The 14,416-nt window shown below is 60.9% G+C and carries 11 protein-coding genes; 3 read left to right on the top strand and 8 right to left on the bottom strand.

The window, feature by feature from the left end; all coding sequences use genetic code 11:
• Positions 1–144 precede the first annotated feature (144 nt).
• Positions 145–909 (bottom strand): DNA-binding transcriptional repressor DeoR, encoded by a 765-nt coding sequence (deoR, locus tag ACVKSX_RS19425; RefSeq protein ID WP_061902110.1) that lies wholly within the window; start codon positions 907–909, stop codon positions 145–147.
• 392 nt (positions 910–1,301) lie between these two features.
• Here deoR and rbsK point away from each other — a divergent pair, with 392 nt between their 5' ends.
• The 3 genes from rbsK to ACVKSX_RS19410 are packed head-to-tail and all read left to right on the top strand — an operon-like array spanning position 1,302 to position 4,564.
• Positions 1,302–2,219, top strand: a complete 918-nt coding sequence (gene rbsK, locus ACVKSX_RS19420) for a ribokinase (protein WP_354439006.1) — start codon at positions 1,302–1,304, stop codon at positions 2,217–2,219.
• 9 nt (positions 2,220–2,228) lie between these two features.
• Positions 2,229–3,554, top strand: a complete 1,326-nt coding sequence (fucP, locus tag ACVKSX_RS19415) for an L-fucose:H+ symporter permease (RefSeq protein ID WP_010671707.1) — start codon at positions 2,229–2,231, stop codon at positions 3,552–3,554.
• The gene (locus ACVKSX_RS19410) at positions 3,551–4,564 is read left to right on the top strand and encodes an aldose 1-epimerase family protein (RefSeq protein ID WP_137241506.1); all 1,014 of its coding nucleotides are present in this window, start codon (positions 3,551–3,553) and stop codon (positions 4,562–4,564) included. The genes fucP and ACVKSX_RS19410 overlap by 4 nt, the downstream gene beginning before the upstream one ends.
• A 7-nt stretch (positions 4,565–4,571) precedes the next feature.
• Here ACVKSX_RS19410 and urtE read toward each other — a convergent pair whose 3' ends face one another.
• The 7 genes from urtE to uca all read right to left on the bottom strand — a co-directional run bounded on the left by urtE (position 4,572) and on the right by uca (position 14,416).
• On the bottom strand, positions 4,572–5,270 hold the full coding sequence (urtE, locus tag ACVKSX_RS19405) for an urea ABC transporter ATP-binding subunit UrtE (protein WP_010253632.1): 699 nt from the start codon (positions 5,268–5,270) through the stop codon (positions 4,572–4,574).
• Position 5,271: 1 nt separating this feature from the next.
• Positions 5,272–6,063, bottom strand: a complete 792-nt coding sequence (gene urtD, locus ACVKSX_RS19400) for an urea ABC transporter ATP-binding protein UrtD (RefSeq protein ID WP_010671705.1) — start codon at positions 6,061–6,063, stop codon at positions 5,272–5,274.
• On the bottom strand, positions 6,060–7,133 hold the full coding sequence (urtC, locus tag ACVKSX_RS19395) for an urea ABC transporter permease subunit UrtC (protein ID WP_010253637.1): 1,074 nt from the start codon (positions 7,131–7,133) through the stop codon (positions 6,060–6,062). Before urtC ends, urtD begins: the two co-directional genes overlap by 4 nt.
• Positions 7,133–8,698 (bottom strand): urea ABC transporter permease subunit UrtB, encoded by a 1,566-nt coding sequence (urtB, locus tag ACVKSX_RS19390; protein ID WP_187507790.1) that lies wholly within the window; start codon positions 8,696–8,698, stop codon positions 7,133–7,135. The genes urtC and urtB overlap by 1 nt, the downstream gene beginning before the upstream one ends.
• 92 nt (positions 8,699–8,790) lie before the next feature.
• Positions 8,791–10,059, bottom strand: coding sequence for an urea ABC transporter substrate-binding protein (urtA, locus tag ACVKSX_RS19385; RefSeq protein ID WP_354439088.1), 1,269 nt, complete (start codon positions 10,057–10,059; stop codon positions 8,791–8,793).
• Positions 10,060–10,087: 28 nt separating this feature from the next.
• Positions 10,088–10,789, bottom strand: coding sequence for a GntR family transcriptional regulator (locus ACVKSX_RS19380; protein ID WP_010671701.1), 702 nt, complete (start codon positions 10,787–10,789; stop codon positions 10,088–10,090).
• A 9-nt stretch (positions 10,790–10,798) separates the two neighbouring features.
• On the bottom strand, positions 10,799–14,416 hold the full coding sequence (uca, locus tag ACVKSX_RS19375; protein ID WP_354439008.1) for an urea carboxylase: 3,618 nt from the start codon (positions 14,414–14,416) through the stop codon (positions 10,799–10,801).

The following is a 14,416-nucleotide window of genomic DNA, read 5'->3' as shown; positions in this document are numbered from 1 at the left end:
GTTTAGCCTTTTTCACCGTTTAATCCCAGCCGGGGGGCGGCGAATATTAGCGTGGCGGAGCCGATGCCGGGCGATCCAGGCATAACTGACTGATTTCCACACTCAATCGCTGACAGAGTCAGGAGAGGATGTCAGAAAGAGGCGTCAGGGCAGGCGCAGCGGGATCGCCTGCTGGGCCAGCCAGTTTTGCAACGCCTGATCGGGTGCGCTGTCACTCACCAGCAGATTAAAGCGCTGCAACTCGGCGATGCGGGCAGGCAGCACCTTGCCATATTTACTGCTGTCAGCCACCAGCACCGACTTTCGGGCGCGCAGCATGGCGTGATGCTTCATCATCAGCTCATTGGTGTTGTAGCAGGTCGCGCCCTGATCTTTGTCGATGCCCGCTGCAGAGATAAAGGCCAGCGTCGGGCAGAGATCGTCAAGGATGGTATGCACGCCAATCGGCGTAAACAGGGCGTTGTCGGCATGAAATTCACCGCCGCTGAGAATCACGTTACAGGCCGGTTTCTCTTTCAGGGTCAGAAAGGTATTCATGGCGCAGCAGATAGCGGTAAACGACAGGGTGTCGGGAATCGCATCCACGATGTAGGGCAGGGTGGTGCCGCAGTCAAAAAAGACCGTGTCGTTCTCATTGATCAGGCTGGCGGCCGCCTGTGCCAGTCGCTGCTTTCTGGCGGCATTCTGGCCATGCTGATCGCTGACAAAATAGTGGCTGGCATGACTTTTCGGATCGCTGACGATATAGCCGCCCAGCAGGACCACGCTGGAGCCCGGCTCGGTTAAATCACGGCGAACCGTCATCTCTGAGACGCCAAGCAGCTGGGCCGCATCTTTCAGATGCAGTTTGTCGGTGCGTTTCAGCGCCTGCGTCAGCTTGTGAATGCGTTCGTCGCGCCGGGTTTCCATGGTCATCTCTCTGTTCCCTATCCTGCAGTGCGGATGAAAGACGCCGGGATCGACGTCAATACGCTACAAACCTCACAGATTTGAATGAGTTGCGTCTCATCCGCCAGGCTGGCAGTCAATCTTACCCGCATTCCGTGAGGGCCGCAAACCTCCGCCGTGCTGTCAGCGTGTGGTGATATCGGCACATCACCGCGGGCGGTTGTGGCTTTCACCATCCGCGTTCAATGATGTTAGATTGTTATAATAATAACACTGAAAGTCCCATTGCATGCCGTTATTCGCCCATCACCACCGTGTCAGGATGTGGTTTTTGTCACATATTTAACCTTTAAGAATTGTTATTGTTACTTTAATAACATTTTAAGTTTAAAAAACATCCGGGAGAAAAGGTCATGACAATTGCGGTCATCGGCTCAAACATGGTCGATCTGATTACCTATACCAACAGCCTGCCAAAAGCGGGCGAAACCCTTGAAGCGCCCGACTTTGCCATTGGCTGCGGCGGTAAAGGGGCCAACCAGGCGGTCGCGGCGGCAAAAATGGGCGGCAACGTGATGATGGTCAGCAAGGTCGGTGACGATCTCTTTGCTCCGAACACCGTTGCAAATCTTCAACAGCAGGGCGTGGACACGCGCTTCGTCACCACCGCACCAGGCACCTCCAGCGGCGTGGCACCGATTTTTGTCGATGACCAGTCGCAGAACCGCATTCTGATTATCAAAGGTGCTAACCAGCAGCTGAAACCGGCCGATATCGACGACGCGGCAGAGGCGCTGAAAGCCTGCCAGCTGATCATCCTGCAGCTGGAGATCCCGCTGGAGACGGTCTATTACGCCATCGATTTTGCCCGCCAGCATCAGATCAACGTGATCCTTAATCCGGCGCCGGCCGTCGCCACGCTTGATATTGATTACGCCTGCAAATGCGACTTCTTTATGCCCAATGAAACCGAGCTGGAGATCCTCACCGGCCTGCCGGTCAGCAGCGATGAAGAGGTGATCCTCGCCGGACAGTCGCTGCTTAAGCGCGGCCTTAAAAATCTGATCATCACCCTGGGCAGCCGGGGATCGGTCTGGATGAGCGGCGACGAGATCCATCGCGTGGATGCCACACCGGTTCAGGCGGTCGACACCAGCGGCGCGGGCGATGCCTTCATCGGCTGCTTTGCGTATCTGCTGGTGAAAACCGGCGATGTGGCCGCCGCCATGACCCAGGCGTCTGCCTATGCCGCCTGCAGCGTCACCGGGCGCGGCACCCAGCGCGCCTATCCCGACGCAGAGAGTTTCCAGCGCTTTCTCAACCGTAACTGAGGTTCTGCCATGCAACAGAAAATTGTTCAGCAATCTGATGGCTATCTGAATAAAACGCCGCTGTTCCAGTTCATTCTGCTGTCGTGCCTCTTTCCGCTCTGGGGCTGTGCGGCGAGTCTTAACGATATCCTGATCACCCAGTTTAAAAGCGTATTTGCCCTGAGCGACTTTGCCAGTGCGCTGGTGCAGAGTGCCTTTTATGGCGGCTATTTTCTGATTGCGATCCCCGCGTCGCTGGTGATCCGCAAGACCAGTTACAAGATGGCGATCATGATCGGCCTGGCGCTCTACATTGCCGGCTGTATCGCCTTCTATCCCGCCTCGCACATGGCGACCTACACCATGTTCCTGGCAGCGATATTTGCCATCGCCATCGGCCTGAGTTTCCTGGAAACCGCCGCCAACACCTACAGCTCGATGATTGGCCATCGTGATCACGCCACGCTGCGCCTCAACGTCAGCCAGACCTTCTATCCGATCGGTGCGCTAATGGGGATCGTGCTGGGTAAATATCTGGTGTTCCAGGATGGCGACAGCCTGGAGAGTCAGATGGCGACCATGACGGCAGAGCAGGCGCATGCGTTCCGCCTGACGATGCTGGAACACACGCTGGAGCCCTACAAATATCTGGTGATGGTGCTGGTGGTGGTGATGCTGCTGTTTATGTTCACCCGCTATCCGCGCTGTAAACCCGAAAGCAGCGAGAGGTCGCGCCCCTCGCTGGGCGAGACTTTCCGCTATCTGGCTGGCAACCGACACTTTAAACGCGGAATTGTGACCCAGTTCCTCTATGTCGGCATGCAGGTGGCCGTCTGGTCGTTTACCATTCGTCTGGCGCTGACGCTGGGGGCGACTAATGAACGTCACGCCTCGAACTTTATGATCTACAGCTTCATCTGCTTCTTTATCGGCAAGTTCGTGGCGAACTTCCTGATGACCCGTTTCCGCGCAGAGAAGGTGCTGATTGCCTATTCGGTGCTGGGCGTGCTGACGCTGGCTTATGTGATGCTGGTGCCGAACTTTACCGCCGTCTACGCTGCCGTCTTTGTCAGCGTGCTGTTTGGTCCCTGCTGGGCGACGATCTACGCGGGAACGCTGGCGACGGTCGATAACAAATACACCGAAGTCGCGGGCGCGTTTATCGTGATGGCGATTGTCGGTGCGGCCTTTGTCCCGGCGCTGCAGGGCCTGGTTTCGGACTCACTGGGTTCTATGCAGCTGGCATTTGGCGTCTCGCTGCTCTGTTTCGCCTGGGTCGGATTCTACTTCTATGGCGAACTGCGCCATAAAAAACAGCCGGTTGCGACCGGTCGTCTGGCGGAGGAGTTACCATGAAAACCCGTTTACCCTTAGCGCGTGAACAGTTTCACACCACACCCTGGGTGCTTTTAGAAAGCGATAATTTCCGGGTTGAGCTGTTTCGCTATCCGGCGGGCATTGAGGCGGTGCGCATTCATAACCGGCGCGGCAGCGTGACCGTGCTGCCGTTTCTCGGGCAGATGATCTGGGACGCAGAGTTCGACGATCATAACCTGACCATGGGCCACAGTTTTAAGCAGCCACTGCCCGCAAATTCGATCATCGACACCTATGGCTGTTTTGCGTTTCATTCGGGACTGCTGGCCAACGGCTGTCCCGCACCAGAGGACGATCATCCGCTGCACGGTGAGATGGCCTGCGCTCGCATGGACAGCGCCTGGCTGGTGCTGGAGGATCAGACGCTGTCGCTGGAAGGGGAGTGTGAATATGTCAAAGGCTTCGGCCATCACTACCTGGCCGCACCCGCTGTCCGCATTCCGGCCGATCAGCCCCGGCTGACGATTGAAATGACCGTCACTAATCTGGCTGGCGCGCCGATGCCGCTGCAGTATATGTGTCACCTTAACAGCGCGTGGATCGATCAGGGCCGCTTCCGGCAGTCGATCCCCGAACAGGCATTCCAGCTGCGTCGCTCGATCCCGGCGCATCTGCGACCGACGCCCGCCTGGCGGGATTACACCGATCGGCTGGCGCGCGATCCGCAGGCGTTACAGCAGCTCGATCAGCCGCAACTTTGCGATCCGGAGATCGTCTTCTTCGCGGACGATCTGCCGCAGTATGGCGATGAGGTGCAGTTTGAGCTGCATTCGCCGCAGGGCTATGCGCTGATGACGCGCTTCTCTACCGCACAGTTCCCGCACGCCACTCGCTGGCTGCTGCACAACCACGATCAGCAGGTGGCGGCCTATATTCTGCCCGCCACCTGCCGGCCAGAGGGCTCTCTTGCCGCGCAGCAGGCTGGCACGCTGATCATCCTGGCGCACGGTGAACAGCGCCACTTTTCTGTCGAGACCGGCTTACTCTGAGCCGGGTTTAAATTGCCACCAGGCCGCGCACACCCTCTGCTTCCATGGTGTCGCCGCGGCCACGCTGCACAATTTCTCCGCGCGACATCACCAGATAGCTGTCCGCCAGCTCCGCCGCGAAGTCATAAAACTGCTCCACCAGCAGGATCGCCATATCTCCCCGTTGCGCCAGCTGGCGGATCACCGCGCCGATCTCTTTGATCACCGAAGGCTGGATCCCTTCGGTCGGCTCATCAAGGATCAACAGCTGAGGCCGACAGGCCAGCGCCCGGCCAATCGCCAGCTGCTGCTGCTGACCGCCAGAGAGATCGCCGCCCCGGCGTGACTTCATCGCCAGCAGCACCGGAAAGAGCTGGTAGATCTCCTCCGGCACTTCACGCGCCTGCGCAGCCGGAAAGCGTGACAGCCCCATCAGCAGATTCTCTTCCACCGTCAGACGCGGAAAGATTTCCCGCCCCTGGGGCACCCAGGCGATGCCAGCCTGCACCCGCTGGTGCGGCTTGCGGCCATTCATGCGCTGCTGCTGCCAGTGAATCTCGCCCGACTTCGCCGGGATCAGCCCCATCAGGCATTTCAGCAGCGTGGTCTTCCCCACGCCATTGCGCCCCAGCAGACAGGTGATTTCGCCAATCTTTACCTCAAACGACAGGCCGCGCAGAATATGACTGCCGCCATAATATTGATTCAGTTCAGTAACCTGTAACATTTCAGCGCCCCAGATAAACGTCGATAACCTGCTCGTTGGCCTGCACGTCGCGCAGCGAACCCTCGGCCAGCACCTGACCCTGATGCAGCACCGTCACGTGGTCGGCAATGGTTTCGACAAAGCCCATGTCATGCTCCACCACCATCAGCGAATGCTTTCCCGCCAGGCTGCGGAACAGCTCGGCGGTGTAGTCCGTTTCGGCATCGGTCATGCCCGCGGCCGGTTCATCCAGCAGCAGCAGATGCGGCTCCTGCACCAGCAGCATGCCGATCTCCAGAAACTGCTTCTGGCCATGCGACAGCAGGCCCGCGCGACGCTGGCGTTCGCCGCCCAGCCGCAGCAGTTTCAGCACCTCATCAATGCGGTCACGCTGTTCGCCGCTGAGGCGGGCGCGCAGGCTGGCCCAGACCGATTTATCGGCTTTAAGCGCGATCTCCAGATTTTCGAACACGGTTAACGCCTCAAACACCGTGGGCTTCTGGAACTTGCGGCCGATCCCGGCGCGGGCGATCTCCACCGGTGAGAGACGGGTAAGATCGCTGTCCTGGTCGTAGATCACCCGGCCGGCATCGGGCCGGGTTTTGCCGGTGATCACATCCATCAGCGTGGTTTTGCCCGCGCCGTTGGGGCCGATCACGCAGCGCAGTTCCCCGACGCCGATCTGCAGCGAAAGATCGGTCAGTGCCCGGAAGCCTTCAAACGACACGCTGATCTTCTCCAGTTGCAGCACCGGATCGCGCTGCACCCGATGGCGATCCGCCAGTTGAGTTTGGGTAAACAGGGCATCACTCATTTTTTCCTCCGGCGCAGCAGGCCAATCACGCCGTGCGGCAGAAACAGCGTGACCAGGATAAACATCAGCCCCAGGAAAAAGAGCCAGTATTCGGGGAAGGCGACGGTGAAGAAGCTGCGTGCGCCGTTAACAATCGCGGCACCCAGCAGCGGGCCTATCAGCGTGCCGCGTCCGCCCAGCGCCACCCAGATCGCCGCTTCAATCGAATTGGCCGGTGACATCTCACCCGGATTGATAATGCCGACCTGCGGCACATAGAGCGCCCCGGCCAGGCCGCACAGCACGGCGGAGAGCGTCCAGACAAACAGCTTGAAACCGCGCGGGTCGTAACCACAGAACATCAGGCGGTTCTCCGCATCCCGCACCGCAGTCAGCACCCGGCCAAATTTGCTGCGCGCCAGGGCGAAGCCGATCGCCAGGCTCAGCAGCAGCAGCAGCACCGTGGCGATAAACAGCCCGATACGGGTGGGGGTTGCCGTCACCGAAAAGCCGAGCAGGGTAGTAAAGCCGGTAAAGCCATTGTTGCCGCCAAAACCGGTTTCGTTGCGGAAGAACAGCAGCATCCCGGCGTAGGTCAGCGCCTGGGTCATGATGGAGAAGTAGACGCCTTTGATCTTCGAGCGAAAGGCAAAAAAGCCAAAAATCAGCGCCAGCAGGCCCGGCACCAGCATGCTCAGGCAGAGCGCCCAGGCGAAATAGTCGGTGCCGGTCCAGAACCAGGGCAGTTCCCGCCAGGAGAGAAAGGACATAAAGGCGGGTAAACCCTCGCCTGCGGCCTGGCGCATCAGGTACATGCCCATGGCATATCCACCCAGGGCGAAAAAGATGCCGTGGCCCAGCGACAGCAGTCCGGCGTAGCCCCACACCAGATCCAGCGCCACCGCGACCACCGCGTAGCAGAGGATTTTGCCGACCAGCGTCAGGGTATAGGTGGAGATCGCCAGCGGATGCGTGGCGGGCAGCAGCGCCAGAAACGGCATCACCAGGAGCGCTACGGTAATCGCCAGGCCAATGCTGATGGTCAGGCGCGGCGCGGTGCGCGCCACGCGAAGCGTGATGGGTTGCGTCATCAGTCAGTCACCCTTCCTTTTACCGCAAACAGCCCCTGCGGACGTTTCTGAATAAACAGCACGATAATCACCAGAATCAGGATCTTGCCCAGCACGGCGCCAATCTGCGGCTCCAGCACTTTGTTGAGAATGCCCAGGCTGAACGCGGCAACCACGGTGCCCGCCAGCTGACCGACGCCACCCAGCACCACCACCAGGAACGAGTCGATAATGTAGCCCTGGCCCAGCTCCGGTCCGACGTTTCCGAGCTGCGACAGCGCCACGCCGCCCAGCCCGGCAATCCCCGAGCCAAGGCCAAACGCCAGCATATCGACGCGGCCGGTCGGCACGCCGCAGCAATCCGCCATGGCGCGGTTCTGGGTCACGGCGCGCACGTTCATGCCAAGGCGGGTCCGGTTCAGCAGCAACCAGGTGAGCGCCAGCACAAACACCACAAACAGGATCACCGCGATGCGGTTCCACGGCAGCACCAGATTGGGCAGCAGCTGTAAGCCGCCGGAGAGCCACGCCGGATTCGCCACCTCCAGGTTTTGCGCCCCGAACAGCACCCGTACCAGCTGGATCAGCATCAGGCTGATCCCCCAGGTGGCGAGCAGCGTCTCCAGCGGACGGCCATAGAGATGGCGGATCACCGTGCGTTCCAGCGCCATGCCGATGGCGGCGGTAACCAGAAAGGCGACCGGCAGCGCCAGCAGCGGATACCAGGCTAAATAGTGCGGCGCAAACTGCTGAAACAGGCTCTGTACCCACCAGGTGGCGTAAGCACCGAGCATCAGCATTTCACCGTGCGCCATGTTGATCACCCCGAGCAGGCCATAGGTGATCGCCAGACCCAGCGCGGCCAGCAGCAGTATGGAACCCAGCGACAGGCCGCTAAAAGCCTGCCCCAGCAGATCGCCCCACATCAGCCGTTTCTGAATCTGTTGCAGACTTTCCGCCGCGGCGGCCCGTACCGTGGCGTCCGGTTCATTCGCGGGCTGAGTCAGGCGTTGCAGGCTGGCTTGCGTATTGGGATCGCTGGACTCACCCAGCAGTTTCACCGCCCGCAGACGCACCATCGGCTCGCCATCTGCCAGTTGCAGGTTCGCCAGCGCCAGCGCCAGTGCGGCATGGACCCGGCTGTCCTGCTCGGCGGCAAAACGCTGCTCCAGCAGCAGCAGCTGGTCGGCAACGCCCTCACTTTGCAGCTGCTGCGCTGCGCGCAGACGCAGGGCCGTATCAGTGCTCACCAGCTGGTGGGCGGCCAGCGCGTTGTTAACCAGCACGCGCAGACGATTGTTCATAAACAGCTTTTTCAGGTTGCCCGTGGGCTGCGCCACCGCATCCAGCGGCTGCAGCGTGGATCCCTGCTGGCTGAACGGCTGTTTATTCTGGTCGATGACCACAGTTTCGGCATGCAGTGCTTCCAGCAGCGGCAGACGATGGCTGTCCGGTGCGGCGGCCCACTGTTGCAGCAGCGTGGCCTGCTGACTGCGGCTGGCGGCGGCAAAGTCAGCCGCCGGTCCGGCACTGGCCAACAGCGGCATCAGCAGCAGCAGGCTGAAAAAGCAGCGACATAGATTCATAAAAGGAGCCTCGTCAGGGGAGGGCAGCACGGCGGGGTGCCGTGCTGCCGCTTCACAGCGGGTGACGCTGCGTATCAATCAGCAACGCGCGATTACTGCGCGGTCTTCACCGGGTGGTCGGGCTTTTTGTCGTTACCGGCAATGTACGGGCTCCACGGCTGCGCGCGTACCGGCTGATCGGTCTGCCACACCACGCTGAACTGGCCGTTCTCTTCCACTTCACCAATCATGACCGGTTTATGCAGATGATGGTTGGTCTGATCCATGGTCAGGGTAAAGCCATCCGGCGCTTTAAAGGTCTGACCGGCCATCGCCGCCCGCACTTTGTCCACATCCGTGGTGCCCGCTTTTTCCACCGCCTGCGCCCACATATGAATGCCAACATAGGTCGCTTCCATCGGGTCGTTGGTGACGACGGTGGCGGCGTTCGGCAGGTTATGTGCTTTGGCATATGCGCGGTAGTCGGCGACAAACTTCGCGTTGGTCGGATTATCGATAGACTCGAAATAGTTCCAGGCGGCTAACTGACCCACCAGCGGTTTGGTGTCGATGCCGCGCAGCTCCTCTTCGCCCACCGAGAAGGCGACCACCGGAATGTCAGTGGCTTTGATCCCCTGGTTCGCCAGCTCTTTATAGAACGGCACGTTGGAGTCGCCGTTGATCGTGGAAACCACTGCCGTTTTGCCGCCAGCCGCAAACTTTTTGATGTTGGAGACAATGGTCTGGTAGTCGCTGTAACCAAACGGCGTGTAGACCTCTTCGATATCTTTATCCGCCACGCCTTTGCTGTGCAGGAAGGCGCGCAGGATCTTGTTGGTAGTACGCGGATAGACATAGTCGGTACCAAGCAGGAAGAAGCGTTTCGCGCTGCCGCCATCTTCGCTCATCAGATACTCCACAGCCGGAATCGCCTGCTGGTTAGGCGCAGCGCCGGTGTAGAAGACGTTGGGTGACATCTCTTCCCCTTCATACTGCACCGGATAGAACAGCAGGCCGTTCAGCTCTTCAAACACCGGCAGCACCGATTTGCGCGACACCGAGGTCCAGCAGCCAAACACCACCGCCGCCTTATCCTGAGTCAGCAGCTGCCGCGCCTTCTCGGCAAACAGCGGCCAGTTAGAGGCGGGATCGACCACCACCGGCTCCAGCTTTTTCCCCAGTACGCCCCCTTTGGCGTTGATCTCATCAATGGTCATCAGCGCCACATCCTTCAGCGGCGTTTCCGAAATCGCCATAGTGCCGGAGAGCGAATGCATGATCCCCACTTTGATGGTGTCAGCCGCCTGCGCACTCCAGGCGAACCCCATGCTGACAACGGTGGCGGAGAGGGCGAAAGCCTTGATCAACGAATGTCTTTTCATCATCTGAAACCCCTGAGTAGTTGTTGTGTTATTCGGTGAGCTGGAGCCGGGCCTGCTGGAGGCGGTGCAGCGTGATCTTTCTGACCTCCGCCTTACTCACGGCGATGTGATCGGTCAGGATGCGTTGCGCCCCGGCGGTCTGCTGCTGAAAAATTGCCTGTAAAATCTGTGCATGTTCCTGATAAGTGGCACAGATGCGATCGTCGCGAGTGAAGTCGAGCCGACGGATAATGCGGATCTTCTCGGTGAGTTCGGCGTGAATGCGTGCCATCTCCGGGTTACCCGCTGCCGCCACCAGCGTCATGTGAAATGCCTCGTCATGCTGCGATACCACCAGGCCCTCTGTAAGCGGCTCCGCCTCGCACCAGAACTGGTTCAGTTCGTTTAACAGCGCGGCACACTGCGGCGCGGGCAGGGCGCAGAGGCGTTTGACCGCCTCGCACTCCAGCACGGTGCGCAGGTCATACAGCGATTCGAACCAGGCGAAATCGAAGTTCTTAATCTGCCAGCCGCTGCGAAACCAGACGTCGACAAAGCCTTCGCGTTCCAGCCGGAACAGCGCCTGACGGACCGGGGTGCGGCTGACCGCCATCCGTCCGGCGATTTCGCTTTCGCTGAAGCGATCGCCGGGCATCAGGCGAAAGGCGAAGATATCGTCCTTCAGCGCCTGATAAACCCGTTCCGCCAGCGCTTCCGGGCGGGCTTTAGGGGAGTGGGGTTGCGTTGTCATTACCGCTCCTTATTCCAGCCACAGCAGGTTATCGCCAGGACTGACCGGACGGCCCGCCTGGCAGGCAATCTGCGTCACACGACCGGCCTGCGGGGCGACAATCGCCAGCTCCATCTTCATCGCCTCCACGATAATCAGCGTCTGCCCGGCGCTGACCTCGTCGCCCGGCTGCACCAGCACTTTCCAGATGTTGCCATTGAGATCCGCCTGCACCGCCAGCCCGTTCTCCGCCTCTTCGCTGACGCTGGCGCGCGTTTCATCCTCCGGCGGCGCGTTCTGCTCCTCCTGCGCCCATAGCTGCACTTCCTGTTCAAAGGCGGCGGCCTGGCGCTGGCGGAACGCTGCAATTTCAGCGGCGTGGTCGGCGAGGAACTGCTGGTGGGCGGCAAAATCAAACTGCGTCTCTTCAATACGCAGGCTGGCGCGGCCTTCGCGGAAATCTTCGCGCAGCTGGGTCAGTTCGGTTTCACCCACCGGATAGAAGCGCACCTGATCGAAGAAGCGCAGCAGCCACGGCGCATCGGTAGCGAACTGCGGATTTTTCAGGAAGGTGTTCCAGATGGGCAGCGTGCGGCCCACCAGCTGATAGCCACCGGGCGAATCCATGCCGTAGATGCACATGTACATGCCGCCGATCCCTACGGTACCTTCGGCGGTGAAGGTGCGCGCCGGACTGTATTTGGAACTCAGCAGGCGATGGCGTGGATCGATCGGAACGGCACAGGGTGCGCCAAGGTAGACGTCCCCCAGCCCCAATACCAGATAGCTGGCATTGAACAGGGTGTCGCGCACCTCATCGCGGCTGCTTAAGCCATTAATCCGCTGGATAAAGTCCACGTTGTTGGGCAGCCAGGGGGCGCTGGCGCGCACCGTCTCCTGATAGCGGCTGACGGCACCCAGCGTGGCGCTGTCTTCAAATGCCATCGGCATCCACACCACGCGGGAGGGCACTTTCAGCGTGCTGACGTCGCCCAGCGTCGCTTCCAGCGCCAGCAGCAGCGACATCAGCCCGGACTGGTGAATGATGCGGCTGTCGTAGCGCACCTGCAGCGAACGCACGCCAGGCGACAACTCCTCTACGCCGGGCTCCGCCTGCGCCGTCAGCGCATTCATCAGCAGATGGACACGCAGACGCAGCGCCAGATCCAGCACGTTGTCGCCATACTCAATCAGCACATATTTGTCGCCCGCCTGGCGATAGACCACTTTCGGCGTGCTGGTCGTGGCCTCCAGAGCGGCCAGAATCGTGGCGGAACCGTGGGCGGTTTCGGCCAGTGACGGCACGGCAAACGTGGGCGGATGCTCAGGCCGCAATGTCTCAATCAGATGCATCTGCGCTTTTTCCCGCGCCAGCGCATCGTCTGCGGTGATGGGGTGGAAGCGGATGGTGTCGCCAGGTTTAACCTGGCCCACTTTCCACAGCTCGGCTTTGGCGATGGTCACCGGACAGACAAAGCCGCCGAGGCTCGGGCCGTCGTGCGTCAGGATCACCGGGAAGTCGCCGGTAAAATTGACCGCGCCAATGGCATATTCACAGTCGTGAACGTTGGAGGGATGCAGGCCCGCTTCGCCGCCGTTGGCGCGGGTCCAGGTCGGTTTCGGGCCGACCAGCCGCACGCCGAGGCGGTTGGAGTTGTAATGCACCTGCCAGTCACTGGCGAAGAACGCATCGATGGCGGCCTGGGTGAAGAAATCCGGTGCGCCGTGCGGGCCGTAAAGCACGCCGATGCGCCACTCGCTGCCGTAGTGCGGAATCAGCGCCGCATCGAGCGGCTGAGGATCGCTGACCGGGGCAGGCGTGGTGCAGGCTGCCCGATCAGGCTGGGAGATCGCCAGCATATCGGCAACCCGCAGGGTGCGTCCGGCGTGACCGCCAAACTGGCCCAGCGAAAAGGTGCTGCGGCTGCCCAGATACTCCGGCACGTCGAAGCCGTTACGTACGGCCAGATAACTGCGGCAGCCGGTCCGGGCGCGTCCCAGCACCAGAGTCTCTCCCGCTTTCACCGCCAGCGGCTGCCAGGTGCTGACCGGTTCGCCCTCCAGCGTGGCGTCGCAGTCAGCACCGGTCAGCGCCACGATGGCATCACAGTGGAAACGCAGCGTCGGCCCCTGCAGGGTAAATTCCAGCCCCGCCGCCGCGTCATGATTACCGACGATGCGGTTAGCCAGCCGGAAAGCGAAGTCATCCATCGGGCCGGAAGGCGGCACGCCGATATCCCAGTAGCCGAGGCGGCCTGGATAGTCCTGAACCGAACTGAAGGTGCCGGGTTGCAGCACTTCCACCACGGAGGAGGCAGGCACCACGCTGTCGAGGTAGCGCGTCCAGACGTTGCCGCTGCGAAACGCGTCGCTGGCGGTAATCTGGCGCAGATAGTCGAGGTTGGTGGCGATGCCGTGCAGCTGAGTGGCATCCAGCGCATGGTGAAGTTTTTCCAGCGCCGCATCGCGGGTGTCGGCATGCACGATCAGTTTGGCGATCATCGGATCGTAGAAGCTGGAGACCTCGCTGCCGGTTTCGATGCCGCTGTCGACCCGCACGCCGTCAGGGAAAGTTACGCCGGTTAGCAGGCCGGGGCTGGGCTGAAAGTTCTTGAGTGGATCTTCCGCATAGAGCCGCACTTCAATGGCGGCGCCCTGCGGCGCCTGCTGCAGACGTGACCAGTCAACCGCATCGCCCGCCGCCACCTGCAACATGCACTCCACCAGATCGAGTCCGGTGACGCACTCAGTGACCGGATGCTCCACCTGCAGGCGGGTGTTCACTTCCAGAAAGTAAAAGGCCTGCTGGTCGACGTCGTAGATATACTCCACGGTGCCTGCGCTGCGGTAGTTTACCCGCTCGCCGAGCCGCACCGCCGAGGCGAGCAGGGCGTCACGCGTCGCCGGAGACAGGCCGGGCGCGGGCGTCTCTTCCACCACCTTTTGATTGCGGCGCTGCAGTGAGCAGTCGCGTTCACCCAGCGCGACCACAGTGCCGTTACCGTCACCAAAAATCTGCACTTCTACGTGGCGGGCGCGATCGATGCAGCGCTCCAGAAACACGCCCGCATCACTGAAGAACTGCTCGCCAAGACGGCGTACGCTCTCCCAGGCGCTGGCGAGCGCACCGGCGTCGGCGCAGCGCGTCAGGCCAATGCCGCCGCCGCCCGCCGTGCTTTTCAGCATCACCGGATAGCCGATCTTATCGGCCGCCTGCATCGCCTCCTCCAGCGACGCAAGCAGCGGTGTGCCGGGCGTCATTGGTACACCTGCACTGGCTGCCAGCTCACGGGCACGGTGCTTAAGGCCGAACTCACCAATCTGCTGCGCGGTGGGGCCGACAAAGGCGATCCCCGCCGCTTCACAGGCTTCGGCAAACGGCTGGCTTTCTGAAAGAAAACCGTAGCCCGGCCAGATAGCCTGGGCGCCGCTCTGCTGAGCCGCCGCCAGAATTTTGTCGATGCGCAGATAGCTGTCGCTGGCTTTATCGCCGCCCAGCGCGATAGCGATATCCGCCTGCTTAACGTGCTGCGCGTTGCGGTCAGCATCTGAATAGACCGCGACACTTTTGACGCCCAGGCGCTTCAGCGTCCGAATGGCGCGGCAGGCGATTTCGCCGCGGTTGGCAATCAGTACGGTGGTGAACAT

The sequence above is a fragment of the Pantoea sp. PvP021 genome (assembly GCF_054056055.1).
The sequence above is the reverse complement of the archived record's forward strand: the minus strand, read 5'-3'. Positions and strand labels throughout refer to the sequence as shown.

Coding starts and splice junctions, on each gene's coding strand:
- ACVKSX_RS19380 (WP_010671701.1), bottom strand. CDS start 10,789: ATGACAACGCAACCCCACTCCCCTAAAGCCCGCCCGGAAGCGCTGGCG.
- fucP (WP_010671707.1), top strand. CDS start 2,229: ATGCAACAGAAAATTGTTCAGCAATCTGATGGCTATCTGAATAAAACG.
- deoR (WP_061902110.1), bottom strand. CDS start 909: ATGGAAACCCGGCGCGACGAACGCATTCACAAGCTGACGCAGGCGCTG.
- urtA (WP_354439088.1), bottom strand. CDS start 10,059: ATGAAAAGACATTCGTTGATCAAGGCTTTCGCCCTCTCCGCCACCGTT.
- urtD (WP_010671705.1), bottom strand. CDS start 6,063: ATGAGTGATGCCCTGTTTACCCAAACTCAACTGGCGGATCGCCATCGG.
- rbsK (WP_354439006.1), top strand. CDS start 1,302: ATGACAATTGCGGTCATCGGCTCAAACATGGTCGATCTGATTACCTAT.
- urtB (WP_187507790.1), bottom strand. CDS start 8,698: ATGAATCTATGTCGCTGCTTTTTCAGCCTGCTGCTGCTGATGCCGCTG.
- ACVKSX_RS19410 (WP_137241506.1), top strand. CDS start 3,551: ATGAAAACCCGTTTACCCTTAGCGCGTGAACAGTTTCACACCACACCC.
- uca (WP_354439008.1), bottom strand. CDS start 14,416: ATGTTCACCACCGTACTGATTGCCAACCGCGGCGAAATCGCCTGCCGC.
- urtC (WP_010253637.1), bottom strand. CDS start 7,133: ATGACGCAACCCATCACGCTTCGCGTGGCGCGCACCGCGCCGCGCCTG.
- urtE (WP_010253632.1), bottom strand. CDS start 5,270: ATGTTACAGGTTACTGAACTGAATCAATATTATGGCGGCAGTCATATT.